At 59.2% G+C, this 26608-nt stretch carries 26 protein-coding genes; 17 read left to right on the top strand and 9 right to left on the bottom strand.

The annotated features are described in order from the left end of the window. Positions 1 to 47: 47 nt before the first annotated feature. From HDE75_RS13080 to HDE75_RS13060, 5 genes are read left to right on the top strand one after another with little or no spacing between them, the layout of a single operon-like run. Positions 48 to 1688 carry a SulP family inorganic anion transporter gene (locus tag HDE75_RS13080; protein WP_183677253.1) on the top strand — a complete coding sequence of 547 codons (1641 nt, stop codon included), beginning with the start codon at positions 48 to 50 and terminating at the stop codon, positions 1686 to 1688. 2 nt (positions 1689 to 1690) lie between these two features. Continuing rightward, positions 1691 to 2074, top strand: a complete 384-nt coding sequence (locus HDE75_RS13075; protein WP_183677254.1) for an Imm1 family immunity protein — start codon at positions 1691 to 1693, stop codon at positions 2072 to 2074. Between the two features lie 5 nt (positions 2075 to 2079). After that, the gene (locus HDE75_RS13070; protein ID WP_183677255.1) at positions 2080 to 2265 is read left to right on the top strand and encodes a hypothetical protein; all 186 of its coding nucleotides are present in this window, start codon (positions 2080 to 2082) and stop codon (positions 2263 to 2265) included. After that, entirely contained in the window at positions 2255 to 2632 is a 378-nt protein-coding gene (locus HDE75_RS13065; protein ID WP_183677256.1) for a DUF2750 domain-containing protein, read from the top strand. Before HDE75_RS13070 ends, HDE75_RS13065 begins: the two co-directional genes overlap by 11 nt. Further along, on the top strand, positions 2625 to 2795 hold the full coding sequence (locus tag HDE75_RS13060; RefSeq protein WP_183677257.1) for a hypothetical protein: 171 nt from the start codon (positions 2625 to 2627) through the stop codon (positions 2793 to 2795). Before HDE75_RS13065 ends, HDE75_RS13060 begins: the two co-directional genes overlap by 8 nt. Before the next feature lie 4 nt (positions 2796 to 2799). Here the strand turns inward: HDE75_RS13060 and HDE75_RS13055 are convergent, their stop codons facing one another. The 7 genes from HDE75_RS13055 to tssF form a co-directional block, all read right to left on the bottom strand. Beyond that, on the bottom strand, positions 2800 to 3279 hold the full coding sequence (locus HDE75_RS13055; RefSeq protein WP_183677258.1) for a GNAT family N-acetyltransferase: 480 nt from the start codon (positions 3277 to 3279) through the stop codon (positions 2800 to 2802). Positions 3280 to 3353: 74 nt separating this feature from the next. Next, a complete protein-coding gene (locus tag HDE75_RS13050) occupies positions 3354 to 4373 on the bottom strand; it encodes a T6SS immunity protein Tli4 family protein (RefSeq protein ID WP_183677259.1) in 1020 nt (339 codons plus the stop codon). A gap of 103 nt (positions 4374 to 4476) precedes the next feature. Further along, entirely contained in the window at positions 4477 to 6411 is a 1935-nt protein-coding gene (locus tag HDE75_RS13045) for an esterase/lipase family protein (protein ID WP_183677260.1), read from the bottom strand. After that, positions 6408 to 8999, bottom strand: coding sequence for a type VI secretion system Vgr family protein (locus HDE75_RS13040; protein WP_183677261.1), 2592 nt, complete (start codon positions 8997 to 8999; stop codon positions 6408 to 6410). Before HDE75_RS13040 ends, HDE75_RS13045 begins: the two co-directional genes overlap by 4 nt. 12 nt (positions 9000 to 9011) lie before the next feature. Beyond that, positions 9012 to 9266 carry a PAAR domain-containing protein gene (locus HDE75_RS13035; RefSeq protein ID WP_183677262.1) on the bottom strand — a complete coding sequence of 85 codons (255 nt, stop codon included), beginning with the start codon at positions 9264 to 9266 and terminating at the stop codon, positions 9012 to 9014. A 13-nt stretch (positions 9267 to 9279) separates the two neighbouring features. Continuing rightward, positions 9280 to 10320 carry a type VI secretion system baseplate subunit TssG gene (tssG, locus tag HDE75_RS13030; protein WP_183677263.1) on the bottom strand — a complete coding sequence of 347 codons (1041 nt, stop codon included), beginning with the start codon at positions 10318 to 10320 and terminating at the stop codon, positions 9280 to 9282. Further along, a complete protein-coding gene (gene tssF / locus HDE75_RS13025; RefSeq protein WP_183677264.1) occupies positions 10284 to 12089 on the bottom strand; it encodes a type VI secretion system baseplate subunit TssF in 1806 nt (601 codons plus the stop codon). Before tssF ends, tssG begins: the two co-directional genes overlap by 37 nt. A gap of 235 nt (positions 12090 to 12324) precedes the next feature. Between tssF and tssK the strand changes: the two genes are divergently transcribed. The 11 genes from tssK (at position 12325) to HDE75_RS12970 (ending at position 24249) form a co-directional block, all read left to right on the top strand. Beyond that, positions 12325 to 13674, top strand: a complete 1350-nt coding sequence (gene tssK / locus HDE75_RS13020; RefSeq protein ID WP_183677265.1) for a type VI secretion system baseplate subunit TssK — start codon at positions 12325 to 12327, stop codon at positions 13672 to 13674. A gap of 141 nt (positions 13675 to 13815) precedes the next feature. Further along, positions 13816 to 15978, top strand: a complete 2163-nt coding sequence (locus HDE75_RS13015; protein WP_260174023.1) for a sensor histidine kinase — start codon at positions 13816 to 13818, stop codon at positions 15976 to 15978. A 179-nt stretch (positions 15979 to 16157) separates the two neighbouring features. Further along, entirely contained in the window at positions 16158 to 18362 is a 2205-nt protein-coding gene (locus HDE75_RS13010) for an EAL domain-containing response regulator (RefSeq protein WP_183677267.1), read from the top strand. A 188-nt stretch (positions 18363 to 18550) separates the two neighbouring features. Next, a complete protein-coding gene (locus HDE75_RS13005; RefSeq protein ID WP_183677268.1) occupies positions 18551 to 19435 on the top strand; it encodes an urease accessory protein UreD in 885 nt (294 codons plus the stop codon). 17 nt (positions 19436 to 19452) lie between these two features. Next, positions 19453 to 19755, top strand: a complete 303-nt coding sequence (locus tag HDE75_RS13000; RefSeq protein WP_183677269.1) for an urease subunit gamma — start codon at positions 19453 to 19455, stop codon at positions 19753 to 19755. A gap of 48 nt (positions 19756 to 19803) precedes the next feature. Further along, positions 19804 to 20133, top strand: coding sequence for an urease subunit beta (locus HDE75_RS12995; RefSeq protein ID WP_183677270.1), 330 nt, complete (start codon positions 19804 to 19806; stop codon positions 20131 to 20133). Between the two features lies 1 nt (position 20134). Then, entirely contained in the window at positions 20135 to 21835 is a 1701-nt protein-coding gene (gene ureC / locus HDE75_RS12990; RefSeq protein WP_183677271.1) for an urease subunit alpha, read from the top strand. A 12-nt stretch (positions 21836 to 21847) separates the two neighbouring features. Further along, positions 21848 to 22357: an urease accessory protein UreE gene (ureE, locus tag HDE75_RS12985; protein ID WP_183677272.1), complete on the top strand. Its 510-nt coding sequence runs from the start codon at positions 21848 to 21850 to the stop codon at positions 22355 to 22357. Continuing rightward, positions 22357 to 23037 carry an urease accessory protein UreF gene (locus tag HDE75_RS12980; protein ID WP_183678059.1) on the top strand — a complete coding sequence of 227 codons (681 nt, stop codon included), beginning with the start codon at positions 22357 to 22359 and terminating at the stop codon, positions 23035 to 23037. The genes ureE and HDE75_RS12980 overlap by 1 nt, the downstream gene beginning before the upstream one ends. A gap of 19 nt (positions 23038 to 23056) precedes the next feature. Next, entirely contained in the window at positions 23057 to 23695 is a 639-nt protein-coding gene (ureG, locus tag HDE75_RS12975) for an urease accessory protein UreG (protein ID WP_183677273.1), read from the top strand. Continuing rightward, entirely contained in the window at positions 23692 to 24249 is a 558-nt protein-coding gene (locus HDE75_RS12970) for a HupE/UreJ family protein (RefSeq protein ID WP_183677274.1), read from the top strand. The genes ureG and HDE75_RS12970 overlap by 4 nt, the downstream gene beginning before the upstream one ends. On the opposite strand, the gene HDE75_RS12965 is transcribed toward HDE75_RS12970, so the two are convergent. Beyond that, on the bottom strand, positions 24246 to 24854 hold the full coding sequence (locus HDE75_RS12965; protein WP_183677275.1) for a 1-acyl-sn-glycerol-3-phosphate acyltransferase: 609 nt from the start codon (positions 24852 to 24854) through the stop codon (positions 24246 to 24248). The genes HDE75_RS12970 and HDE75_RS12965 overlap by 4 nt on opposite strands. A gap of 331 nt (positions 24855 to 25185) precedes the next feature. On the opposite strand from HDE75_RS12965, the gene HDE75_RS12960 reads away from it, so the two are divergent. Continuing rightward, positions 25186 to 25404, top strand: a complete 219-nt coding sequence (locus HDE75_RS12960; RefSeq protein WP_183677276.1) for a hypothetical protein — start codon at positions 25186 to 25188, stop codon at positions 25402 to 25404. Between the two features lie 101 nt (positions 25405 to 25505). Here the strand turns inward: HDE75_RS12960 and HDE75_RS12955 are convergent, their stop codons facing one another. Then, positions 25506 to 26561 (bottom strand): alkene reductase, encoded by a 1056-nt coding sequence (locus HDE75_RS12955; RefSeq protein WP_183677277.1) that lies wholly within the window; start codon positions 26559 to 26561, stop codon positions 25506 to 25508. Positions 26562 to 26608 lie beyond the last annotated feature (47 nt).

Here is a 26608-nt window from a genome sequence, read left to right as displayed (position 1 = left end):
GACGCGGCGCATGATAGGCTTCGGTTTTCAGATTTTGGGATCACATCATGCTGCTCTGGCTCAGGCAATACCGGCGTCCTCTGTTGGCGGGGGATATCACCGCCGGTATCGTGGTGGCCATGATGATGGTGCCGCAAGGCATGGCTTACGCGCTGGTGGCAGGCTTGCCGCCCGTAGTTGGCATTTATGCCAGTATCTTGCCGCCCGTGCTGTATGCCGTGTTTGGCAGCAGCATGACGCAATCGGTGGGCCCGATGGCCATCGTTTCCCTGATGACGGCCGCCGCACTGGCGCCGCTGGCCGATCCCGGTTCTTCCCTGCATGTGGTGCTGGCCGCGCAACTGGCCTTCATCAGTGGCTTGGTGCTGCTGCTGTGCGGCGTGCTGCGGCTGGGCTTCATGGCCAGCTTCTTGTCGCGCCCCGTGATCAGCGGTTTCAGCAATGGGGCCGCCATCCTGATTATCTGGGGTCAGCTCACGCCCTTGCTGGGTGCTACCGTACCCCACTGGCATCTGCCCAGCATGGTGCTGGGCCTGTGCAGCCTGGTTTTCCTGTGGCTGGCAAAACGCTATATGTCGGCAGTATTGCGCCGCTGCGGCCTGGGCGCGGCGGCGTCCGACGTGGGCGCGCGCCTGGCGCCGATGCTGCTGGTCATCGCCGGCATCGTGCTGGTGCGCTATTGCGGTCTGGACCACATGGGTGTGCAAACCACGGGCCATGTGCCGAACGGCTTGCCGTCGCTCAACCTGGCCACGTCTGGCGCCCATTGGCGCACCTTGTTGTCGCCAGCCTTGCTGATCGCCTTCATCGTCTTCCTGATGAGCATGTCCGCCGCGCAGACGCTGGCGCAAAAACGCGGCGAAAAGCTGCAGACCAACCGCGAACTGCTGGGTCTGGGCGCAGCCAATGTGGCCAGTGCGCTATCGGGTGGTTTCCCTGTCACGGGTTCCATTTCGCGTTCGGCCGTCAATTTCCAGGCCGGCGCGAATACGCCGCTGGCCAGCATCATCACGGCCAGCTTGCTGGCGCTGGCGCTGGTGGCGCCCACCGGCTGGCTGGCCCTGATGCCGTTACCTGTGCTGGCTGCCACCATTATCTTTGCCGTGGCCGGTTTGCTGGACTGGGGCACCTTGAAACTGGCCTGGCGCTATGACCGCAGTGATGCGCTGGCGCTGCTGGCCACCACGGCTGGCGTGCTGGTGCTGGGCGTGGAGGCAGGCGTGGTGATCGGCGTATTGCTGTCGATGGGCACCCTGATCTGGCGCGCCAGCCGCCCGCATATCGCCGTGCTGGGCCGCATTCCGAACAGCGAACATTTCCGCAATGTGGAACGCTACGAAGCGCACACCTTGCCCGATCTGTTACTGCTGCGCATAGACGCCGGCCTGTTTTTCGGCAATATCGAAGCCGTGACGGAGCGCATCGAAGAGGAATTGTCCAGCCACCCGACGGCGCGCCACCTGGTGCTGGTGCTGTCCGCCGTGAACCAGATCGACAGCACGGCCTTGCTGGGACTGGGCGAACTCAATAAAACCCTGGCCCAGCGCGGCATCAGCCTGAACCTGGCCGAAGTCAAAGGCCCCGTGATGGACCGCTTGCGCCAGAGCAGCCTACTGAAGGACCTCAGCGGCAAGCTGTATCTGAGTACGGCGCTGGCGACGGCTGACTTGAGTGGTGGCAAGGCATGACGATGGAACTCAATCTGCACGGCACGCCGCATGCCGTGGCCACTCTTGCCGATTTGCAGCTGGCGCTGAAACAGGCGCGCTCCCTGGCGCAATGTGAACTGTGGCTGACCAGGGCGATCGATCCAGAACAAGGTCCGGCCCTGTGCCTGCTGCGCAATGGCGCCAATGCCTGGCTGATGTATCTGTCGGGACAGGACGAGCTGAGTTTTCATACACTGGGCGATGAGGAGGCGGACGGCGCTTGCAGCTACCTGCTGTCCAATGGCCAGGTGGACGAGTATCCGGAAGCCTGGTGCGTTGATGTGGAACAAGGCCAGCAAGCCTGCATCGCTTTCTTCAAGACAGGCGGCGCGCGGCCGGCCGTCGTTGTGTGGGAGGCGGATTGATCTATATGTCGCAAACCATGCAAACCACGCACACCATCATCGCCGACATCGACCGGGAATCATCCGCTGCGTTCGATGCCAGGGCAGATTTTCTCACCTTGCGCGCCATCTTGCTGCACGACCTGCGTCCCGTTGCGCTGGAAGGCTGGCGTACGCTGCAAATGAAGGCAGGGGGCGACCATGCATCCTGAAAAAATCCGGCAAGTCACGCAGTTGCCGGTGCAGCAACGCTACGCCTATTGCGTGCGCAAGGTAGCCGATACGCAAGAAGTGTGGGGCTTGTACGATGCGGGCTGGGCCACGGCGGAAGCGGGCGGCAAGGTCTCCATCCCGTTCTGGCCGGAAGCCGCGTTTGCGCAAGCGTGCGCCACCGGCGATTGGGAGCATTTCCAGCCGTGCGCCATCGCGCTCGACGATTTCTTGAACAAGTGGTTGCCTGGCATGGCGAGCAATGACCAGCTGGCTTCCGTGTTTCCCGTGCCGCATGGTAGCGCCAGCATCGCGGCGCCAGCCGACCTGCTTGCCGACCTGAGAGATGAAGTCAGACTTTATGAATAATCAAGAGCGCCTCGACGCCTGGTACGACGGCTCGGCCATCTGCCTGATCGCCGTGGGTGCGCAGGGCGACCCGCTGGACTTGGGCGACGACGAAGTGCGTGCCCTGATCGGGAAGCTGCAGCAATGCCTGGCCGAGTCCGAAGCTGCTGCTACGGAAGATTGACGACTCAGGCCGCTGCCAGCACCTTTTCCATCGCTACGCTGGCCAGGCTGATGCCGCTGGGGTGCGCATACGCTTCCTCGCGCAAGGCCGTAAAGCCGGCCGCCGCGTAAAACGGCAGGGCATTGAGCGACGCAGACAAGTGCAGGCGAGCAATGCCGCGCGCTCGTGCCAACAACTCCAACGCCGCCAGCAAGCGCTTGCCGATGCCCAATCCCGCGCGGGCCGGATCGACAAACACCGCATCGACCTCGTGTTTGGCCAGGTCCAGCATCGCATAGCCCACAAGCGCATCATCAAGCATCGCCACGATGCCGCCACCCTCGGCCAGCATGGTTTCATACGCAGCCGGCACGGGCGATGCCGTCCATACAGTTATCTGTTCCGGCGCATAGTGCGTGGCGCAACCTAGGCGCACAGCCTCCGTGCGCAAGGCCCACAAGGTATCGATGTCAGAAACAAGGGCGGGACGCAAACTGATGGTCATCGTTTTATTTCAAGTAAAAGGCCATGCTAACGCAGCTGGCTGATGTTGGCCAAGAGATAACGGGAGAAACGCTCTCACAGGGCCGGTGCTGGTTTGTCCGGATCGATGTAGTAGGAACCCGGTGGCGCGCCCGGCACCTTGACGCGGAATTTCAGGCCGGATAGCAGCTTGTCCCACAAGGCTACCGCCTCGTCATCGCTGAGCGATGCAGCCTGGGCGGCGCCGACTGTATTGTGTTCAACCTTGGTGTACATCTTGACTTCCAAAGCGGAGGGATTGGCGATATCGCGTGGCGTGCCCACCAGTACCCACTCAAAATCATGCACGCCGTCGGTGCGGCGTATCAGCGATTCTTCGCCATGCCAATGCTGCACATCGCGCTTGCCTTCGCGCAGCAGGGTGCGTTTGGGATAGCTACTGCCTTGTATGTCTTTTGCACCCTGTATGCGCTTGAGCAAAGATAACTCTTCGCGCATTTCTGTCTCAAACCGGGCCGGTGGATAATCGCCATAGGCATCTTTGTTTGAACTGATGGAAAAAGTCACGTCGGGCATGCTGGGCAAATAAAGACCTGCGTTGTCTATTTCCTGATCGCGGTATAAGTTTTCTTTCATGAAGCCATGTTCGAAGCATAAACCTGGCTCGATGGGAACCTCTTGCGGGTCGCGCAAGCGGAGATTGTTGGCTATAAAGAGCTGTCTGGCGGCAGTCATGGCCTCGTTCTCTCCATCGCGAAGGGCATCACCTACTATAAATATAAAATCTCCCTTGTTGATAAAAGTTCGGAAGAAGAGAAGTTTATACTCTTTGGCGGCATCACTATCGTAGTAGCGAAATTGCCAACTATCTTCAATGGGTCCTTTTCCATTATATATTATGTCAGCCGTATTGTCCTCGAATTTTATTTTTTCAATATCTCTTTGAATTTGCCTTTTTATTGTTTCATTGTTGCCTTTTATGGTATCAATTGTGGAGCTCCCAATAATTAGTTGGGTTTCTTCTGGTACATTTAAGGAATAACGGCCAAAGCATAATAATTTCGTTTTTGAAAATAAAATTTCCAATTTGTTACTCATTTTTACTGGTTTTGGCACGGCATTCTCCGTATACTCGTAATGTTTATTGCATGATTGCAATATAATTGCAAAAATAATAAATATTAAAATGTGAAATATTGATTTATATGGTTTTGTGTTTCTATATCCATTTTGCTGTTTTTGCAATTTGCACAATCGAATATAGCATTGATGATAGAACTTTCGGGTCAGCGTAACTGTTTTGATGTTCATATCCGCTTCCTTTTTTATCGCCATGAAAAAAAAGTTTCCCAATAATATGCTGAGCAGAACGGGTTGAAGGAACGGTCTCATCTCCAGGAGCACTGGCAGCTTGTAGTTCTAATTTCAATATTTTTGTTCCAGCCTGAACTGAAATAATTCCTTTGGCATCATCGCTAAGTAATTTCCATTTTTCAGGTGAGGGTATATCTGTTTTTTTTAACAAATTTGAGAAAGTACTGAAAAGACCTTCAGTGACTTTAAATGTAATTTCACCATAGCTAAGATGTTCTTTTGAACCACAATAACTTGCGTATGTGTTTGGGTGAAAAGTTTTTTCTATTGATCTGAGGAAGAACGTTGCTTTTTGTAATCTTTTTTTAACATTTTCAAAGCCCCCACCTTTTTCCTTTGATACGTTTCCTGGATTCACCCATTCTGGGTTAATCAAACGCCACCAGGCATGGGCTGGTTGTAAATAGATACTGTCCAGTGCTGTTTCTTTACCGCGTGGCCAACTCCACAGTACTTGATCCTTTGCATCGACAACCTTCAACCATTCTTGTCCATATGCCACCCCCGGCATCATCTCCAGCGGAGCCGGAGCATTGGCCAGAATCGCGGTGGCATGTTTGCCATCAATACCAAGCACTTCTGCCGCTAGCGTGTTTATGGGACCGCTTTTTTCTTGAAAACCGAAACGCATACGTTTATAGGCACTGGCGGCGCCGATGGTTGGCATGACGTTGTGGTAGATGCCCAATATTTTTACGTCTTTGTCGTCCAGCATATTTCCATAGTCAGGATGGATGAGTGCGCGAGCGACAAGTCCTCCCATGCTGTGCGTGACGATAATCACCTCATCACATTTGAATCCACACTTTTGATATCCTTTTACTAGTCCGCGTATGCGTTCCGCGATGATTTTTGCTGAAACGGCATTGCTCTGTACGAAGTTGTAGCCCATTGCGTGAACCGGATACCAGCACCGGGAAATTTTTTTCATTTCATCATCATTTATTGGCTCTCCTGACGAGGCACCAAAATCTTTAGGATTCTTAATGATTAGCCTGGCGACATCGGGGTAAGGCTGTTCATTGTATGAATTTCTGTAATAGTCATCGTCAGATTTATCATATGTCCAGTGGGGAAGAACTTTTCCTTTTTTTACTATGTTATTCATGAAGAACTCTGTTTTTATGAGCATATCTCCATATGCTCCCGCGAATAAAACTTCACTCCACCCACGCCATCGAGCAATATGCGCCGGTGTTTCACGGATTTCTGGAGGAACAAACCGTTCTGTCGAGTTGGATCTTTTTTTTGCATCAACGATTGCATTTTTCTTTTTGCTAATACATATTAGCGGTTCCACTCCCGGAAAATTATGGGGAATATTGTCATGTCGCGTATTTGAATATTTGCTGACATCACCACCAGGGAAAAATTTATTATTGTTGCTCGTATATTGATAGTATTCAACTTCTGTTTCATTTGGATTAAATATTAATTGACGCTCTTTTGGTGAGGCGTTGCTAAACCAGCCACCTAAGCCATTTCCTGTCGCGACATTGAACTTCCCGGATTTGTCGACCATATCGTCAGGTCTCCATGATCTGTTATCTGGCCTTTTTAATTCGTCTTGACTTATCTTGCTCATGCGCAAATTGCTACCCATCACGCCCGGTAGGAAGATGATCGGAATTAATTTTCCTGGTGGAATGGTGACGTCGTGTCGGGCCGTATCGGAGATTTCCGTTAAATTGACGGTATATTCGGCCCAGCCCCCAACAGTTTGCCGGAATTCCCCTTCATGGTTGTCGTGCTCATTCAAGTCTTTATCGTCATCTTTCATGGCAACTCTCCTTTATAACGAATCGTGTAGCTGTCCATTCCGTCCCCTTTTTGTATCGGTGTCAGACCGGCAGTCGTACTTTTTTCGCTGATCGTGTTGCCATCCTCACGTATCAGTTCAAAAGCAATATCCGCTGCAGGAGTGCCGTCTACTTGTAGCAGGCGAACGGCTTGGTCAAAACTGCTATGTGGCCGCTCATTAAATTCCTGCGACACGCTTTTCGGCGCCAGGGTTTCCAGGTTGCCGTTGAAGAGCACGGGCGATGAGGTGAAGAATTGCACTTTGTCGCTGATTTCCAGCATGTGGCTGGCGCCGTGCAGGCGTACGCCTTTCTTGCCTTTGATGTTGACCCAGTCCGCTTCACTGATGAGCGATAAGACTTTTTTGGCAATCACTTCCACTTCGTCGCTGTGTGCTTCGATACTGACTTTGCCGCTGGCGGCGATCAGTTTCATGCCAGCCTTGTGCACGAACAGGCTGAAGGTCCTGGCAATGCTGGCAAAGACGCTGTCGCCGCTGGCAAGCGAGATGCTCTTGCCGCTGCTGAGCGCTATATGTTCGCTGGCGGCCAGGTGCACTGATTGCGCCGTGCTCAGTTCGATCCCGGCCGGGCTGGCCAGTACCAGGTGAGGCTCGGACAATTCCGGAAACTCCTTGCCGCTGCCTTTGATGGCGGCGTTCTGATGCTTGATCGCTTCAGCGACGCTGCCTTGCTGTTCGGCGCTATCCTGGGCGCCCGCGCTCACGGCCATGGCGGCCAGCCCTTCTTGTAACTGACGCGCCTGCGCCAGCCGCGCCAGGGTTTCCGCTAGTTGTTTGATGGTGTCGGCCTGTGTTTCCGTCGTGATCAGCATGCCCTTGGCGGCGCGCAGCACACCCCAGGCATTGCTGGCCAATTCAAAACCTGCACCACGCGCCTCCTTGCGGCCGGCGTTGTCGTCGATGCGCGTGATGTTGCCCAATGAGAGACGGCTATCCTGGTGCTCGCTGCGCAGCTGTGCCTGGATGGACGCCCTGGTATCGTCGAGTACCAGGTGATTGGCGCTGCGGGCGCCGAGTTCGCGGCTGCGTACGCCGGACAAGGCGCGTTGCTGCGGCAATTGCCATGGCGGCATATTGCTGCTGTTATAGACTACGCCGATGACGATGGGGTGGTCGATATTGCCGTCCTGGAATTGCACGACCACTTCCTGGCCGACGCGGGGCAGGGCGACATGGCCCATTTGCGGGCCGGCCATCGGCATCATGACCCGTATCCACGGTGAGCTGCGCTCGTCGAATTCACCGAGCCGGTCCCAGTGAAATTGCAAGCGGATACGTCCCAGTGCGTCAGTGTGGATTTCCTCGCCTGCCGGCCCGACTACCAGCGCCGTCTGTACGCCAGCGACGATGCACGGCGCACTGTTGTAATGGCGGCCAGGGCGCCAGCGTATATCCTTGCGTACGCAGCGCAAGGTGTTGGCGTAATGCGATGCCGCTTTGTGGCCAGCCTGGTAATTGTTGCTGGCGATATGTTCGGCTGACAGTATCAGATACTCGCGTTCGGCAATATTGTCCGGGCGTTCCTGTCCCGCTTGATAGCGTTTTTCCTCGGCACTGAAATGCCCGTCGAGCCGGAAGCAGCGTCCGGCCTGGATACCGCGGTGATTTCCGTCCGCCTCGAAGTATTGGCGCAGGTGGTCGCTTTCTTCCATGCGGCGCTGCGCCAGCGACTCGCCTTCATCCCTGTTGCTGTAGCCATAGGCGCCCGTGTTTTCATACCATTCGTGGCCAAACACGTCGCCCTGGCGGTTCAGGCTATGGCCGGTGGCAAGGCGTGGCTGCGGATTTTTGTAGTCGAAACTGGCCAGTGTCAACTGCCCGGACCCCAGCCGCCGCACTGCCTGCCATTGTTTCAGTCCATCGTCTTCCATGGAACCCGATTCGGAGTGAAAGTGGATGGCGCCGTCGCCTGACGCTGTCTCAATCACGTCTGCCAGGGTGCTGTTGTCTGCCAGCCAAAGGGTGTGGCCGTCGGCACGGTGTTCGTACCAGTAATACAGGCCCAGCGCCTCCCAGCGCCGGTGCAGATGGTTGTAGTCGGTTTCGTTGTGCTGGTTGGCGCAGCTGATTTGCGGGTCATCGTCATAGATGGCGGTTTTCCAGTCGCGCTGTTGGTAGTGTGCAAAAGTCGTTTCGGTCAGTTGCATCACGCTCTGGCCATGGAACGAAACATTGTCCTGGCGTAGCCTTGCAAAGGCGAGCCAGGGTTGCAGCACCATACGGTACCAGGCAAAACCGCCGTCGGCGCGCAGCAGACTGAATTCGCCCACATAACCGTTAAAGTAGCGCAGCGTTCCATCATCACGCACCAGGGAGATGGTGACCATGCGTCCCATCATGGCCTTGAGCGCGACATGCGCATCGTCGGACAGCAGCTCGGCCTCGAAGCGAAAATCGCGCGATACTTCCTCCATGGCCGTGAGTGAATTGACCAGCAGGATGGTGCCGTCGGGGCCATCATCGTGCGGAAAGTCCAGCCGCAGCAAACGCTGCTCTTGTGTAGCGAAATTGAGTACGGATAGCGCTTCGAGCGTGGTGACAGTCATTGCCAGCCTCCCTTACAGCGATGTTTTCAGACGAGCACCGCAAGCGGTGGCGTCGCCATCGTAGGCGTATGGCTTGCCCATATGTTTTGCGCCGGCACCGTCAGGCTTGATGGCAAAGCTGCCTTTGCATTTGGGGCAAAAGGTCATGTCATCTGACAGTGCCGCCGTCAGTCCCATCACGGTCGTGCCAGACGATGCGCTGGTGACTTTGCCGCCGTGATCGGTCTGGTCGCCGAGCCGGATCACGCCGCGTCCCTGATGTTTCATGGTTTCCTCGTTTTCAGCTAGGTGATGTGCAAGTGCGCTGCAGCAGATAGCGCACGCAGGCGTTGCGTACCTGGCCTTGCGCGTCCGGCAAGAAAGTAGTCCATCCCAGCCGGCATCGCTCCGACGGGCGGGGATGCAAGACCATGGCGGTGATGCAGGGGGAACTCAGCTCCAGCCGCACTTCATATTGCAAATCAGGCAGGCCAAACAGGGCCAGCTTTTTTGCCAGTGCGGTAGCACCAGCGCCGCGCGGCAGGAAACGTTGCAACTCGTCAGGGCTTAAGGGGCCGATGTTGAGCCGTACCCGCATGTCATGGCGCCACAGGCGCACGCCCAAGGTGGCGCCACGCGCCAGGGTGAAATTTTTGCTGCCCAGCAGGCTGCGCCGGTTTGCTGGCAGAGTGTCCCAGCCTCCAACAAATTGTTCCAGTTCGACTGCTACCCCGTAGTATTCGGCCAGCACGCGCGCAACTGCCTGCGCGGAGACGGGGCGGCTGCGCAGCAGTCCTGCATACCAGGCCGCCACGTCCTGGCTTACGGCGCCATGTACACTGCTCACCGGCAGGGAATGGCGTTGGACACCGGCCAGCGCCATCAGCAATGGCAGCTGATCATCCCTGGCGTGCGTATCGAGCGCATCTTCCAGACGGTATTTGCCCCAGGCCTGGCAGAACAGCGCCACCATGCGATGCGAAAAGATACCGAGGAAGGCTGATACGCCACTATCCTTTGTTAAATACCGATAGGCTGCAATGCGTGCTGAATGGTGCAGGGGCAAGCTGCCGCTGACGCCTAGAAGCCCGATGAACGCTGGCGTCACGGTGATCTGCCCATTTTCCTCATAGGAAAGACATGCGATTTCACTGGCTGGAAAATTCAGCGACAAGCTGTTTTCAAAACGCAGTACCTGGCTAAAAGCTTGTTCATGGGCCACATCGTGCTGGCGTAGCCAGCGCAGCACAATATGCACCGCTTGTACAAACTGATAGCGGTATGGTTCGGCGAGCAGGTGCTGGATCACACCAGATTCTGCAGTCCGCTTCTTGGCTTGCATCGGATCAACTCCTCTCCGCTTTGCAGTGACAGCACGATTAACTCGATAAAACTGTTGATTTGCACATACAGTCCAAGAAAGTGATCGATCACCTGGACAAACAAATGCATGCTGCTGCCAACAAAGGCTTCTTCGTCTAGCGTCATGCGCAATTCGACGCCATGTACTAGTGAGGTGCCGCGCCGGTGGCGTAGCCAGGTTGTGGTCGGCACATGTGTCAGCGCGGCGATACCGTTGATCAGCCTTTGTGATGTTGCCGACTGCGCCAGGTCATACAGCGTCAGCATCTCGCGCAAGGCGGGTAATCCTTCTTGCGTCAGCGCATGGTGGTTGAGTGTCAAATGGGAAATCAGACGCCAGTGCAGCCCAAAACCTTGTGCGAAACGGCGCGGTGGGCTGGGGCGGCGTAACAGGCGCAATGGGTTGCCGCCGCTGCAAGGCTGCAGATCTCCTTGTGGCTGGCCGTATTTGAGCGCCAGCGGTAAATCCCGGTTGCTGCATGTCAGTTCAGTCGACAGGCTGGCCTTTTCGTGTATCAGCGGATTGAAGTCGCGATCGACCAGCGTGATTTTTTTCTCGTGGCCAGGACTTTTTTCAGCCAGATGTCCGTCGTGGCGTAATACCCAGTAGTGGTGCGCCGCCCCTTCGCCATGGCGCAAGCTGTACAGCGGGCGAAACTCGGTCAGCGTGCTATCGCCTTCGCGTTGGCGCAGCAGATGGACGGCATCGATGCCTAGCACTTCGTAGCCATGCGGGTGGGTGGCATGGGCCAACACGGTGTAGTCGGTTTTTTGGCGGGTGACGGCAATCGGCACGCCACTTTGGCGGAAGAGGTTTACCACCGGGCTGCAGCCGAGTAGCAGATTTGCCTCGGAAATAACAGACAGCATGCGTGCAATATCGGAATCCGGGCGCAAGCCCGCCATGCCCAGATGCAATGTGAAGCACTGGCAGCCAGCCGGCAGAAAAGCGCTGAGCGCAGCGATATCGATATCAAAGAAGTTGAATTTTTCCGGGTAGGCAAAGTATTCGCCGAGGATGCGGTAGGCGGGCTGGGAACGCGCGCCGAACGGCATCAATGCCTCTGTTTCGGCAAAACCCACTGGCTTCAACGGTACAGATGGCAGGGCAATCCAGGCTCCTGCTTCAGCTTCAGCTTGTATAAAGGCGCAGGTGGTGCGCATGAACAAGGCGTCACGCAGGGCGGCGGCAAATGATGGTTCGCCATTGATGAAAACGCGCAGGGGCGCTGTTGGCGCATCAAGATGCCGGATGACAATACTTAGCGAGGAACTGACCGCCGTTGGCAGGCGCACGCCAGCAGGCGCCTTGATCATGGCGTCGAAACTCGCATGCTCGAGGATGGATGTTCCTGTTGCAATGTCGTAGACCGTCTTGAAGCGGCAGCGTACGCCGCGCACCGGAGCCGAGTCCAGTTCGCTACTGGCCGGGAGATGGAATGCGCCTGTTCCAGGCGCTGGCATATCCTGGTGCACGATGGCGCAGGAGGGAAAGGGCCGTAGATAATGCGGGAATAATGCTTCGAACAAGGCTTCGGTAAATTGCGGGTAATCGTCGTCCAGCCGTTTCGAAATACGGGCCGCCAGCATGGCCACTGATTCGATCAGGTGCTCCACATGCGGATCTTCGCAAGACTCCCCGGACATGTGCAGTTTGCCGGCAATCCTGGGATAGCGTTCGGAGAATTCCCGGCAGTGTCGCCGCAGCATGACCAGTTCTCGCTCGAAATACGGCAGCAAGTCGTCCATGCTTAGTTCTGGCTATCACGCTGCGTGGCTACAGGTGTTTCTGGTGCGTAATAATGGGACATGGTCTACTCCTGGCGGCAAAGCTGCGAAGAGGTCAGTATCGGAGCGTCTGCACCACGCTAAATTGCGGTTGCGCAAATAATTGCATAGGGATGCTGCGTAACATCAAAGACTTTCAAGCTGGCAACTTCAGACTGGCAAGGCAGCGAAACCCCAGCCCACAACGGAGAGTGCAATGAGTTTGCCATCAAAACTATTATGGTCCGAAGGACTGGCCATCGGTCCCCAGCAATTCCAGCAATTGGACCGCTATCATGAAGCGCGTCTGCAACGACTGGCCTCCTTGATTAATCCCCATCTGTGGGGTGTGCAAACGATCAACTGGAATTCGGACGCCCTGGCCAACAATAGTTTGCGGGCCGATACGATGTCACTGGTATTCCAGGATGGCGAGATGTACGAGGCGCCGCTCGGTGATGTGCTGCCCAGCGCGGTTGACCTGTCGACCTTGCCATCAAGCGAACATAGCTTTACGTTTTATGCGGCCTTGCCTGCCATGCAGGCGCATGGAGGCAATGTGTCCGCTTCTGGCGCGCGCTACGTTCAGGCTGATATCGAGACACCTGATCTGTACAGCGAAGCGGTCAGCATCGAGGTGGCCTACCTGAAGAAACGTGTGCACCTGTTGTCGCAGCTCGATCCGCTGCATGATTACCTTGCCATTCCCTTGATACGCTTGCGCCGCGCCGGCAATGGCAGCTTTGAGATTGATACTTCCTTCATCCCGCCCGGTTTGAGCATCAGTGCGGAACCGGCGCTGCAGACCATGCTCGATTCCTTGCTTGAGCGCATGAGCGCAAAAATAGAAGCGCTGTACAGCCGCCATCGGCAACCCGGTAAAAACACGGTTGAATTTCATAGCGGTGACATTTCCTCGTTCTGGATGCTGAACACATTGAGTACCGCCAGCGCCGTACTGAGCCATTGCGCGGCTTATCGGCGCCATCACCCTGTCCATTTGTTCGAACAACTGATGGCGCTGGCTGGTGGCTTGATGACCTTTTCGAAAAAATACACTTTGAGCGACCTGCCAGCCTATCGCCATGAAGATGTGGGGCCAGGTTTTGGCAAACTCGACGCCATCATCCGGGACTTGATCGATACCGTACTGTTGTCGCGCTATTTTCCGATCGCCCTGTCCAACGATACGCAGAAGAACACCCACTATCATGGCGTTCTTGAGGCTAGCCGCATCGATAGGCAGACTGAGCTTTGCCTGGCTGTCAATGCCGATATGCCGGCACTGGAACTGGTCGCCACGGTACCGTTGCAATTCAAGATTTCATCGCCAGACAATATCGAACTGTTACTGGCGCGAGCATTACCCGGCGTTGAGCTGCGCCATATGGCACAAGTCCCGGCCGAAGTCCCGGTTCGGCCCAATACCTATTATTTTTCGATTGAAAACAAGGGCAGTATTTACGATGCCATGATCAAGGCCCAGGCAATTGCAATCTATGTGCCGTCCGGCATACACGGCCTGAAGCTGGAATTGTTTGGTATCAGTGCGACTGCGGATCAGTAATGATCTGAATTGGGAAAATGCCCCAAGCATAGACTTGCCTGTCCAATTGATATTATTATGTTGATAATTATCGGTGCTTGCGCATGCGGGTGCCGGTGGAATGGATAACAGACGGGGCAACAGGCAAAGGACAGCATGGGTATGGCAGCGGAAAAAGCGGGGCGCTACGGTGGGGTATCCATCGTGCTGGCCGTCAGTGTGGCGCTGACGTTTGTCGTCACGGTGCTGCTGCTGGTGTTTGCCGTGCTGTTTTACCAGTCTGAACGCGAACAGCGCTGGCAGCAGTTGTATCAGAGCCTGTCGGTGAGCGCCGACCAGCTGGCGGTGGCCGTGGAACTGCCGCTGTGGAACCTGGACGACAGGCAGATGCTGGCCGTGATGCGCAGCACCCTGGGCAACCGCGAACTGGTCGCCAGCACGCTCACGCCCGCCTTCAGCAAGGAGAGTCTGGTCTTGCGCCGTAATGCTGGCGGCGGTTTCGATAACCTGGGCGCTTTGCCTGACGAGCCTGGCTTGCTGGTCGAGCGGCGCATGGTGACCTTGGGCGGGCAGGTGATCGGCGGTGTGGCCGTGTATGCGTCGCCGGTCCTGCTGCACGCACAGATGCGCCAGCGCGCGCTGGCCATCGCCGCCATGATCGTGGCGCTCGACATGATCCTGGTGGCCAGCATCTGGCTGCTGATGTGGCGGCTGGTGCTCAAGCCATTGAAAGCGATCGGCCAGTACGCGGCAGGCGTCAAGGCGGGGCAGGGAGATGCGGCCGGTCCGCCGCCCAGGGCCTGGTTCCTGGGCGAGCTGCGCACCCTGTACCGCTCGATTCGCGACATGGTCGCCTTGCTCGACAGCCGCTACCGGGCCTTGCAGCGCAGCGAAGAGCGCGTGCAAATGGCCACCGGCGCGGCCAGCATCGGTATCTGGGACTGGAATGTGACGGCCGACGAACTGCAATGGGACGAGCAGATGTATGCGCAGTTCAAGGCTGACCCGTCGAGCAGCATGCCGCCATCGGCGATCTGGCGCGCCACCATGGTAGCCGAGGATGTGCTGGCCACGGAGCAGGCCATCGGCGCCGCGCTGGTCGCCGGCCCATCGTTTTCGCATGAATACCGTATCTTGTGGCCTGACGCCAGCATCCGCTATATCAAGGTTGACGCCGTGATTTTCCGCGACGGTGCTGGCCATGCGATGCGCGTGGTGGGATCGAATTACGATATCACGGCCCATCGTGAGGTGGAACTGGAACTGCTGCGCCATCGCCATCACTTGGAAGAACTGGTGGCCGAGCGCACGGGCGCGTTGTCGGTAGCCGTCAGCCAGGCGCAGGCGGCGAACCGTGCGAAGAGTATTTTCCTGGCCAATATGAGCCATGAATTGCGCACGCCGCTCAATTCCGTGATTGGCTTTTCAGGCCTGATGGCGGCCTCGCCGCATATGCAGGCCGATGAAAAACGCAAGCTCGACATCATCCACCGCTCGGGCAAGCATCTGCTGACATTGATTAACGAGATCCTCGACTTGTCCAAGGCCGAGGCGGGGCGGCTGTCGACGCAGGCCGAGCTGGCGGCGCTGGCGCCGCTGCTGCAGGAAATGATGGACATGCTGGGCATGCGCGCCGAGCAGCAGGGCCTGGCTTTGCGCCTTGACTGCGCGGATGTGCCGCCGGCTGCCTGGCTGGACGCCACCCGCTTGCGCCAGGTGTTGTTGAACCTGATGTCGAATGCCGTCAAGTTTGCCGGCAGCGGCGCCATTACCTTGCGCGTGCGTGGCGAACATCTTGGTGGCGATGCGTGGCGCTTGCACTTTGCCGTCGCTGATACGGGTATCGGCATCGCCATGGATGACCAGCAGCGCATCTTCGAGCCGTTCGTGCAAGCCGACAGCGCGGGATCGAAAGATGGTACGGGTCTGGGCCTGGCCATTTCGCGCGAATTCGTGCAACTGATGAAGGGCCAGCTGACTTTGGAGTCCACGCCGGGGCAAGGCGCCACTTTCCGCTTCAGCATCCCCGTGCAGGCGGCCGAAGCGGCGGCATACGTGCCGGTGATGTTGCCCGTGTCAGCGCTGCCGGCAAGCCCGCCGCCGCTGCAGCCGCTGCGTTCGCAAGAGCTGGCCGTGCTGGAGCCGGACCAGCGGGCTGCGCTGCTGGTGGCGCTGCGCGAGCTCAATCTGGGCCGGCTGGCGCTGCTGCTGGAACATCTGCCACCGTCTGCGCAGCCGCTGCGGGCGCCACTGCAAGCGATGCTGGACCAGCATCAATACCGCCAGTTGTGCGCCTTGCTTGAAATGGATGGCGAGCCTGCCTGAGAGTGTGGGCTGCCAACATCGGATTGCCAGAAAAGCTGCCTGGATTGCAAGCCGCTGATGGTGCTTTATTGCAATAAAGATTATGATGATAGTCGGTAGTCTACTGTGAGGTACTGCCTAGTCTGGCCGATGGTGCTCCCCCGCCGCCGCGCCTCATCCAAAGCTGAGAGAACTGCTACATGCACCGCGATTTCCCGGAAGCGAATACGAAGGGCGAAGTACTGATCGTTGAGGATACGCCAGCGTCGCTCAAGCTGCTCAGCGATTTGCTGGGCGGCGCCGGTTATACGGTGCGGCAGGCGCCGAACGGCGAACTGGCGCTGTGGACGGCCCAGGCCCGTCCGCCGGAACTGATACTGCTCGACGTGCGCATGCCCGGGATCGATGGTTTTGAAGTGTGCCGGCGCCTGAAAGAGTCGCCCGGGCTGCGCCAGGTGCCCGTGATCTTCCTGTCGGCCCAGCATGACACGGACGACAAGGTGCGCGGCTTCGCGCTGGGCGCCGTCGACTTTATCGCCAAACCCTACCAGGCCGAGGAAATCCTGGCCCGCACCGATGCCCACGTGCGCCTGGGACGGGCGCAGAAGCAACTGGAGCAGGAGCGCAGCAGCCTGGAACTGCGCGTGCTGGAACGCACGGCGGAACTGGCCCGTGAAGTGCAGATACGCCGCGCCAACGAGGAATTGCTGCGGCTGTCGGCGCAAGTCTTTGAAGCCACCCAGGACGCCATCCTGATCACCGATCCGGCCGGTATCATCGTCGCCTCCAATCCCGCCTTTACACGTATCACCGGCTATACGGCGCAGGAAGTGCGCGGCCTGGACATCGTACTGCTGCATGCCGACGACACCCAGTCCACGGTGCTCGATACCATGCGCCAGGGCTTGCGCGTCAGCGGCTGCTGGTCGGGCGAGGTGCAGACGCGGCGCAAGAGCGGCGACACCTATCCCTGTTTGCTCAGCGTGTCGACGGTATTGGGGCCCGCTGCCGGTACGGATGCCGATGGCGGCGCCGTCATCAACTATGTGAGCGTCTTCCTCGACATCAGCGAGCGCAAGGCCGAACAGCACCTGATCGATTTTTTGTCGTATCACGATGCACTGACCGGCCTGCCCAATCGCGCGCTGATGGCCGAGCGCTTTAACCAGGCGCGCGTGCAGGCAGGACGCGATGGCCAGCAGCTGGTGCTGCTGTGCCTGGATCTGGACCGCTTCAAGAATATCAACGATTCGCACGGCCAGGCCGTGGGCGACAAGGCCTTGCAGGTAGTGGCCCGTTTCCTCTCGGGCTGCGTGCGCGATGGCGATACGGTGTCGCGCCAAGGCGGCGACGAATTCCAGATACTGCTGCAGGACGACGCGCTGCTGGGCCGCACGCTGGCGCTGGCGCAAACTGTCCTGGCCGGCTTGCGCGGTGAACTCAGCGTCAATGGCGAGCGCCTGGCGCTCACCACCAGCATCGGCATCGCCATGTGCCCGGCCGATGGCGATAGCTTAGACGACTTGCTGCGCCACGCCGATACGGCCCTGGTGCGCGTCAAGGAAACAGGGCGAGACCATTACGCCTTCTTTACCGAGCGCATGGGCAGCGATATCCGCGCCAGGCTGGCCATGCAGCAGCAACTGCGCGGCGCCGTCGCGCGCGATGAGTTCGACGTGCATTACCAGCCGCAGATCTGCTTGCGCACAGGGACCATGCTGGGGGCGGAAGCTCTGCTGCGCTGGGAAAACCCTGTGCTGGGCAAAGTGCCGCCTGGCCTGTTCATTGCGCTTGCCGAAGAATATTGCCTGATCACTGCCATCGGCGAATGGGTGCTGGAAAGCGTGTGCGCGCAAATCCGCAGCTGGCACGATGCGGGCCTGGGCCGCATCAAGGTGGCCGTCAATTTGTCGGGCAAGCAGTTCGCGCAAGACCATACGGTGCCGTTCGTCGAAGCGACCTTGCGCAAATATGGCATTCCACCCTCCTGCCTGGGCATAGAAATCACGGAAAGCACGGTGATGGGCGACCCGGACAAGGCGGTGGCCGCCTTGCGGCGCCTGAAAGCTATCGGCGTGAGCATTTCGCTCGACGATTTTGGCACGGGATACTCCAGCCTGGGCTACCTGAAGCGCTTTCCCATCGACGTGCTGAAGATCGACAAGTCGTTTGTGGACGACGTCACCACCAGCAACAGCGATGCGGCCATCGCCCTTTCGGTCATCTCGCTGGCGCACAACCTGAATATGCGGGTAATCGCCGAAGGCGTGGAAACGCGCGCCCAGGTCGACTTTTTAACTGGCCATGGCTGCGATGAAATGCAAGGCTATTATTTCAGCCGTCCCTTGGCGGCAGAACCGTTCACGGCGCTGCTGCGCGAAAAAAGGATGCTGGCCGTGGCATGAACGGCCGTACTGTCTGTTTTCACGGACAAGCGCTATTCCACGACATGATGTCCGTGTATGCACCATGCTGGTGCATTCGCCACGCCACGGTGCATCATTCTCATCTTTTTCGCTGATACGCCTCCTCTCTCTCTGGCATACATCCTGCTTAGCATAGTCTGTTGCTTTGCCATTTTGCGATGGACTTCATGCCCGATTGCTCCAGCCCCAGTTTTTTGACGCCGCCCGACTCCAACGCCCACAGCGCCCACAGCGCGTGGCAGGCGCGCCTGACCCTGGGTTTTGCGCTGCAGGATGGTGGTGTCAGCCGGCTGGTCGAGCGGCGTCACAGCGGTCCCTTGCGCGTGCAAAAAGCGCTGTACCCGGAAGGCGGCGCCGTCTGCCACGCCATCATCGTCCACCCACCGGGCGGCGTGGTGGGCGGCGACCAGCTGGCTGTGCAAGCTACCGTGGGCGAGGGCGCCCATGCTTTCCTGACGTCGCCTGGCGCGGCCAAGTGGTACCGCGCCAATGGCCATGTGTCGGGCCAGCACATCGTGCTGCGCGCGGGCGCGGGCGCGGCCATCGAGTGGATGCCGCAAGAGAGCATCTTCTTTGACCAGGCTTGCGTGCGCCTGCGCCATGAGGTCGAGCTGGCGCCGGACGCCTGCTATATCGGCTGCGACATCATTTGCCTGGGCCGCAGCGCCTCGGGCGAATCGTTCGATAGCGGCAGCATCGCCCAGCACACGCAGATACGCCGTGGCGGCAAGCTGCTGTGGTGGGAGCAGGGTTTGCTGGCGGCGGATGGTCCCCTGATGGCCAGTCCGCTGGGCATGCACGGCTTGCGCGTGTGCGCCACCCTGATCGCCGTGGGTGGCCCGGTAGCTGCTGGCGTGATCGAGGCGCTGCGGGCCATCGCCGTGCCTGACGGCGCACGCCTGGGCGTGACGCAAATGAAAACACTGGTGGCCGTGCGCCTGCTGGGAACCGACAGCGAGGCCGCGCGGTGCGCCATGCTGGCTGCCTGGCAGTTGCTGCGCCCGGCCATCATGGGACGTGTGGCGGTCGTGCCACGCATCTGGAATACCTGACAGGAGAGAGACAAACTATGGATCTGAGTCCACGCGAAAAAGACAAGCTGCTCATTTTTACGGCGGCGCTGCTGGCCGAGCGGCGCCTGGCGCGCGGCTTGAAACTGAATTATCCGGAAGCGGTGGCCTTCATCAGCGCAGCCATCATGGAAGGCGCGCGCGATGGCAAGTCGGTGGCGCGGCTGATGTCGGACGGCGCGCAAATGCTGTCGCGCGAGGACGTGATGGAAGGCGTGGCTGAAATGATCCCCGACATCCAGGTGGAGGCGACCTTCCCCGATGGCAGCAAGCTGGTGACCGTGCATCAGCCGATACCGTGACGCACTGCGTTTGTCTTGACCCGATAGAAGCGAGAATAAGGAGCCAGCATGATCCCCGGTGAATATCAATTGGAAGAAGGCGAAATCGGCCTCAATAGCGAGCGCGCGACGGCCACGGTGGTAGTGGCCAACCGTGGCGACCGGCCGATCCAGGTCGGCTCGCATTTTCATTTTTTTGAAGTCAACCCGGCGCTGTCCTTCGAGCGCTGGCGCGCCTATGGCATGCGCCTCAATATCGCGTCCGGCACCGCCGTGCGTTTCGAACCGGGCCAGCAGCGCACGGTGGAACTGGTAGCGCTGGCCGGCGAGCGCAAGGTGTACGGCTTCAATGGCCAGGTGATGGGCAAGCTGAAGGAAAAACCGGCAGGAAAGCGCTGAGATGGCCAGCATACCGCGCAGTGCCTATGCCGAAATGTTCGGCCCCACCACCGGCGACCGCATCCGCCTGGCCGATACGGAACTGTTCATCGAGATAGAACATGATTACGCGATCTATGGCGAAGAAGTGAAATTCGGCGGCGGCAAGGTGATCCGCGACGGCATGGGCCAGTCGCAGCGCTGCGCCGCCGAAGTGATGGATACCGTTATCACCAATGCTGTTATCCTTGACCACTGGGGCATCGTGAAAGCCGATATCGGCTTGAAGAATGGCTTGATTTTCGGTATCGGCAAGGCCGGCAACCCGGACATCCAGCCCGGCGTGACCCTGATTATCGGCGGCGCCACCGAGATCATCGCCGGCGAAGGCTTGATCGTCACGGCCGGCGGCGTCGATACGCACATCCACTTCATTTGCCCGCAGCAGATCGAGGAAGCCTTGATGAGCGGGGTGACCACCATGCTGGGCGGCGGCACCGGGCCGGCCACCGGCACGGCCGCCACCACCTGTACGCCGGGACCCTGGCATTTGCACGCCATGCTGGCGGCGGCCGATGCGTTTCCGATGAACCTGGGCTTTATGGGCAAGGGCAATGTCAGCCTTCCCGAACCGCTGGAAGAACAGATACGCGCGGGCGCCATCGGCCTGAAGCTGCATGAGGACTGGGGCAGCACGCCGGCCGCCATCGACAATTGCCTGTCGGTTGCCGAGCGTATGGATATCCAGGTGGCGCTGCACAGCGATACCCTCAACGAGGGCGGCTTCCTGGAGCACACGCTGGCCGCCTTCAAGGACCGCACCATCCACACTTTTCATACGGAAGGAGCGGGCGGTGGCCATGCGCCCGACATCATCGCGGCCGTGGGTCAATCGAATGTGCTGCCGTCGTCGACCAATCCTACCCGCCCGTTTACCGTCAATACGCTGGATGAACACCTGGACATGCTGATGGTCTGCCACCATCTGGACCCGGCGATCGCCGAAGACGTGGCCTTTGCCGAATCGCGCATTCGCCGCGAAACCATCGCCGCGGAAGATATCCTGCACGATATCGGCGCCATTTCCATGATGTCGTCCGATTCGCAAGCGATGGGCCGGGTGGGCGAAGTGATATTGCGCACCTGGCAGACGGCCCACAAGATGAAGGTGCAGCGTGGCCCGCTGGCGCCCGACACGGCCCGCAGCGACAACTTCCGCGCCAAGCGCTATATCGCCAAATACACGATCAACCCGGCCATCACGCATGGCATTTCGCATGTGGTCGGTTCTATCGAGGCGGGCAAGATCGCCGACCTGGTGCTGTGGAAACCGGCCTTTTTCGGCGTCAAGCCCTCGCTGATTTTAAAGGGCGGCATGATCGCCGCCGCGCAGATGGGTGACCCGAACGCATCTATTCCCACGCCGCAGCCCGTGCATTACCGCATGATGTTCGGCGCCTTTGGCGGCGGCTTGAAAAAGTCGTTCACCTTTGTTTCGCAGGCGGCCTACGAGCTCGATATCGGCCATCAGCTTAAGCTGAACAAGACCCTGATCCCGGTGCGCCAGATGCGCGGCTTGCGCAAGCGCGACATGGTGCATAACGGCGCCACGCCGCATATGGAAGTAGACCCGGAAACCTATGCCGTGCGTGCCGACGGCCAGTTGCTGGTGTGCGAGGCGGCCACCGTGCTGCCGATGGCGCAGCGCTATTTTCTATTTTAAGCAGGAGACTCTGTGCTGACACTGCATACCAAACTGGGGCCGGACGACAGCCGTCCCGTCGCCGCACAACTGGTGCTGCCCTACGACCAGCGTGAAAAATGCCGGCTGCGCGCCACCCTGTCCACCGGCGAGGAAGCGGCCATCTTTACCGTGCGCGGCACGGTGCTGCGTCATGGCGACCTGATGACCGGGCCCGATGGGCTGGTAGTGCAGATCGTGGCCGCGCCTGAGCCGACTTATTTAGTGCGCTGTTCCGACGCCCATACTTTATTACGCTGCGCCTTTCACCTGGGGAACCGGCATACGCAGGCGCAGCTGGGCGATGGCTACCTGCGCATCCGCCGCGATCCGGTATTGAAGGACATGCTCGAAGGCTTGTCCGCCACCGTCATCGGGGAAAGCGCGCCGTTCGAGCCTGAGGCGGGCGCCTATGGTGGCGGCCATGGACACCACGATGGCCAGCACTTGCTGGCGCCGGTGCCGCTGCGGCAAAAAATTCACCGTCCCGGCGACGCCGCATGATGCAGGCCGCGGCCCTGCTGCATCTGCTGCAGTTCGCCAGTCCGGCCTTGCCGATCGGCGCCTACAGCTATTCGCAAGGACTGGAAGCGGCGCTGGAAGAGGGGCTGGTGCGCGACGCGGCCACGGCGCGCAGCTGGATCGTCAGCCATTTGCTTGAAGTGGTGGCGCGCTGGGAGGCGCCCGTGTGTTGGCGCTTGATGCAGGCGTTTGAACAGCAGGATTTATCAACCGTGCGGCTGTGGAGCGAACGTTTCATCGCTTCGCGCGACACGGCGGAGTTCCGCGCCGAGACCATCCAGATGGGCTATTCCCTGACCAAGCTGCTGGCCGAGCTGGGCGTGGCCGACGGCGTCTTGCAGGACATGCTGCAGGGCGAGCCGGAAGTGGCTTTGCCGACCGCGTATGCCTGCGCTGTGGTGGCGCTGGCCATACCGCACGAAGAAGCGTTGCTGGCGATGCTGTTTGCCTGGGCTGAAAACCAGGTGCTGGTCTGCGTGAAATCGGTGCCGCTGGGGCAGGTGGCGGGTCAGCGCCTGCTGCTGTCGCTGCGCCCCGAGCTGGAAGCGGCGGCGCTGCTGGCACGCACTTTGGCCGACGAAGAGATAGGCAACTGGACGCCGGGCTTGTCACTGCTGTCGATGCGGCACGAGCTGCAATACAGCCGCCTTTACCGTTCCTGACATTTGAAAGAGGCATGACATGACATCCATTACATCGAACCCACTGCGGGTGGGCATAGGCGGCCCGGTAGGCTCGGGCAAGACGGCCTTGTGCGAAATGCTGTGCAAGGGCATGCGCGAACGCTATGACATGGCCGTCATCACGAATGACATCTATACGCGGGAAGACATGGAAATCCTGCTGCGCGCCGGCGCCTTGCCGGCCGAGCGCCTGATGGGCGTGGAAACGGGCGGCTGCCCGCACACGGCCATTCGTGAAGACGCCTCGATCAACCTCGAAGCGATCGCCCGCATGCAGGCCGATTTCCCTGATCTGGAGCTGATCCTGGTGGAGTCGGGCGGCGACAATCTGGCCGCCACCTTCAGTCCCGAACTGTCTGACCTGACGATCTACGTGATCGACGTGGCTGGCGGAGAGAAAATTCCGCGCAAGGGCGGGCCCGGCATCACGCGCTCCGACCTGCTGATCATCAACAAGACGGACCTGGCGCCGTATGTGGGCGCCAACCTGGACATCATGGCGCAGGACGCAAAGCGCATGCGTGGTCAACGGCCGTTTGTCTTCACCAACCTGCGCAGCGGCGATGGCGTGCAGGCCGTGATCGATTTTATCCGCGAGCAGGGTTTGCTCGATCAACATAGCAAGGAGATGGCATGACTGTACGATTGAAACACCTGGGCGCCCTGGCGGCACTGGCGCTGGTCAGCTTGCCGGCCATGGCCCATCCGGGCCACGACCATGGCACGGGCTTCCTGGCCGGCTTCATCCATCCTTTTACCGGCATCGATCATTTGCTGGCGATGCTGGGCGTGGGCATCTGGGGCGCCCAGCAGCGCCGTGGCCTGGAGCAGCCTTTGACTTTCCTGGCCATGATGCTGATCGGCGCGCTGGCCGGCATGGCGGGCCTGGGGCTGCCGGGCCTGGAAATGGGGATTGCCGCCACTGTGGCCTTGACTGGCCTGGCCATCGCGCTGGCCCTGAGCATGCCAGGCTGGCTGGCCATGGGCCTGGTGGGCGTGTTTGCGTTGGCGCACGGCAATGCGCATGGCCAGGAATTGTCGGCCTTGCCCGCCACTTGCGGTTTCATGCTGGCCTCGGCCATTTTGCTGTTGAGTGGCCGCTTTATCGGCCAGATGCTGGCCGAGCGGGTCGTGCGCGTGGCTGGCGCGGCCATCACGGCCGTAGGCTTGGTCTTGATGGGGATGAATTAATTGGGGCGTCTGTCGGACAGCACGATAGGCGCGGCATTTTCCGGGTGCAAGCCCTGGTGGCCCGCATAGGCGGCGGCGATGGCTGCCATGTCGGCTTCCTTGTCGCCCGTCAGGTACAGATGGTCGACCACGCCCAGCACCTTGTTCGGGTAATCGATGTAGACCAGCAGCAAGGGAACCTTGGCTTCCAGCGCCAGGTGATAAAAGCCGCTCTTCCAGTTGGGGCGGTAGCTGCGCGTGGCTTCGGGCGTGATCGCCAGCCAGTACCAGTCGGCAGCCAGCATGCGCTCGGCCTGGCGTTGGATGGTGCCGCAGGTAGTGCTGCGGTCGACCGGTTCGCCGCCCAGGTAGCGCAAGATTTTCCCCAGCGGGCCACGGAACAGCGAATCCTTGGCCAGCCAGCGGAACGGCAGGGCCAGCGCCCATTTGCCGAACAGGCCGACCATGAAATCCCAGTTTGAGGTATGTGGATAGACGACGGCGATGCCGCGTGGACCGGGCAGGGGGCGGAAGCGCATGCGCCAGCCAAACAGATGCAGCACGCGCATGGCGCTGCGCTGGTGCCAGGTCGGCAGGTCGCGCGGCTGTACAAATAAATCGTCCATGAATACCCTCTCGTGTGCTTGACTCTGTTCTGATGGCGCCGCAGTGTTGTTTATGCGGCAAAAAATATGCGCAGGCATTCTATACGGGGCTGGCGGTGGCGACAAGCATAGACTTTTCCACCCGCGCCTCCATCCATGCGGGATCGGGAAGAGGTTGATTGTTATTTTAGCGATGCTAGGCCGGTGTGCGGGCACTAATCATGGCTACCGCTGTCTTATCTGTATGGAGCTTGATATGCATGAAACGATGCATCTGCATGTATGGGAGTTGATACAGTGGCTTGTATATGCGTAGCAAAGCTGGCGTGATGTATCTGACAGGGAGCGGGGCATGAAAAACAGTGGGGAGTGTGGCAGTGATAACGCCAGGGCGGACCAGGCCATGGCCAATGTGGTGGAGCGTGGTGTGGCATTTCATCATGCCCTGGGCAGGACGGTGGCGACTGCCTACCTGCGTGAAAACGCCGTGCCAGCGGAAGTGATTTACCGCGTGTTCAGCGGCATGCAGGCACGCCGCCCGGCCCGGCCGGCGCGGCGGCGATGGCGCTGATGAACTAAAGACGCGCCATAAAAAAGCGGCGGGCGCGGCGATCAGGCAGTTGCCTGCATTGGTGTCGCTGCGCCCGCCGCCGGTAGGGCGTGGATAAAGGCTTATGCCAGGGCTGGGTAATCTGTATAGCCGGTAGCGTCAGGCGAGTAAATCGTCGCAGGGTTCAGCGGATTCAGCTCTGCATCGCTGTGCAAGCGCTTAGGCAAGTCTGGATTGGCGATGAACCACAGGCCAAAGGCGATGGCGTCGGCCGCGCCGCTGGCCAGCAGCGCTTCAGCGGCGGCACGGTCCATCTTTTCATTGGCGATATACACGCCGCCGAATTCCTGCTTCAGGTACGGGCTCAGGCTGTCTTCGCCTTGCGCTTCGCGTGCGAAGATGAAGGCAATTTTACGCTTGCCCAGTTCGCGCGCCACGTAGCCGAAGGTTTCGCGCGGGGTCGAATCACCCATGTCGTGCGCATCGCGGCGCGGCGCAAGGTGCATGCCGACCTTGTCTGCGCCCCATACGGCGATACAGGCGTCGGTGACTTCCAGCATCAGACGGGTACGGTTTGCGATCGAGCCGCCATAGTTGTCGGTGCGCTTGTTGGTGCTGTCTTGCAGGAACTGGTCCAGTAAATAACCGTTGGCGCCATGGATTTCCACGCCATCAAAACCGGCTTTTTTCGCGTTTTCTGCGCCCAGGCGGTAAGCGGCAACGATGCCAGGGATTTCTTCCGTATCGAGCGCGCGTGGCGTCACGAATTCCTGCTCTGGACGCACCAGACTGACGTGGCCGGCCGGCTTGATGGCGCTAGGCGCGACAGGCAGGTCGCCATTGAGGAACATGGGCGCGGAAATGCGGCCCACATGCCACAGTTGCAATACGATCTTGCCGCCGGCGTCGTGTACGGCCTTGGTCACATGTTTCCAGCCCTCCACCTGCTCATCGCTCCAGATGCCTGGCGTATCGGCGTAGCCCACGCCTTGTGGCGTCACGGAGGTGGCTTCCGAAATGATCAGGCCGGCCGTAGCGCGCTGGGCGTAGTACTGGGCCATCAGCTCGTTCGGCACGCGGCCGGGATTGGTGGCGCGCGAACGGGTCAGTGGGGCCATGATGATGCGGTTTTTCAGTTGCAGGCTGCCGATGGTGATAGGGTCGAATAATGTTGCCATGATATAAAAGTCTTTCCTGTCGAGTGTGGGGGAGTGCTGCTTGCTGT

The sequence above is a fragment of the Janthinobacterium silvisoli genome (assembly GCF_014200725.1).
GTDB lineage: Bacteria > Pseudomonadota > Gammaproteobacteria > Burkholderiales > Burkholderiaceae_D > Janthinobacterium.
The sequence above is the reverse complement of the archived record's forward strand: the minus strand, read 5'-3'. Positions and strand labels throughout refer to the sequence as shown.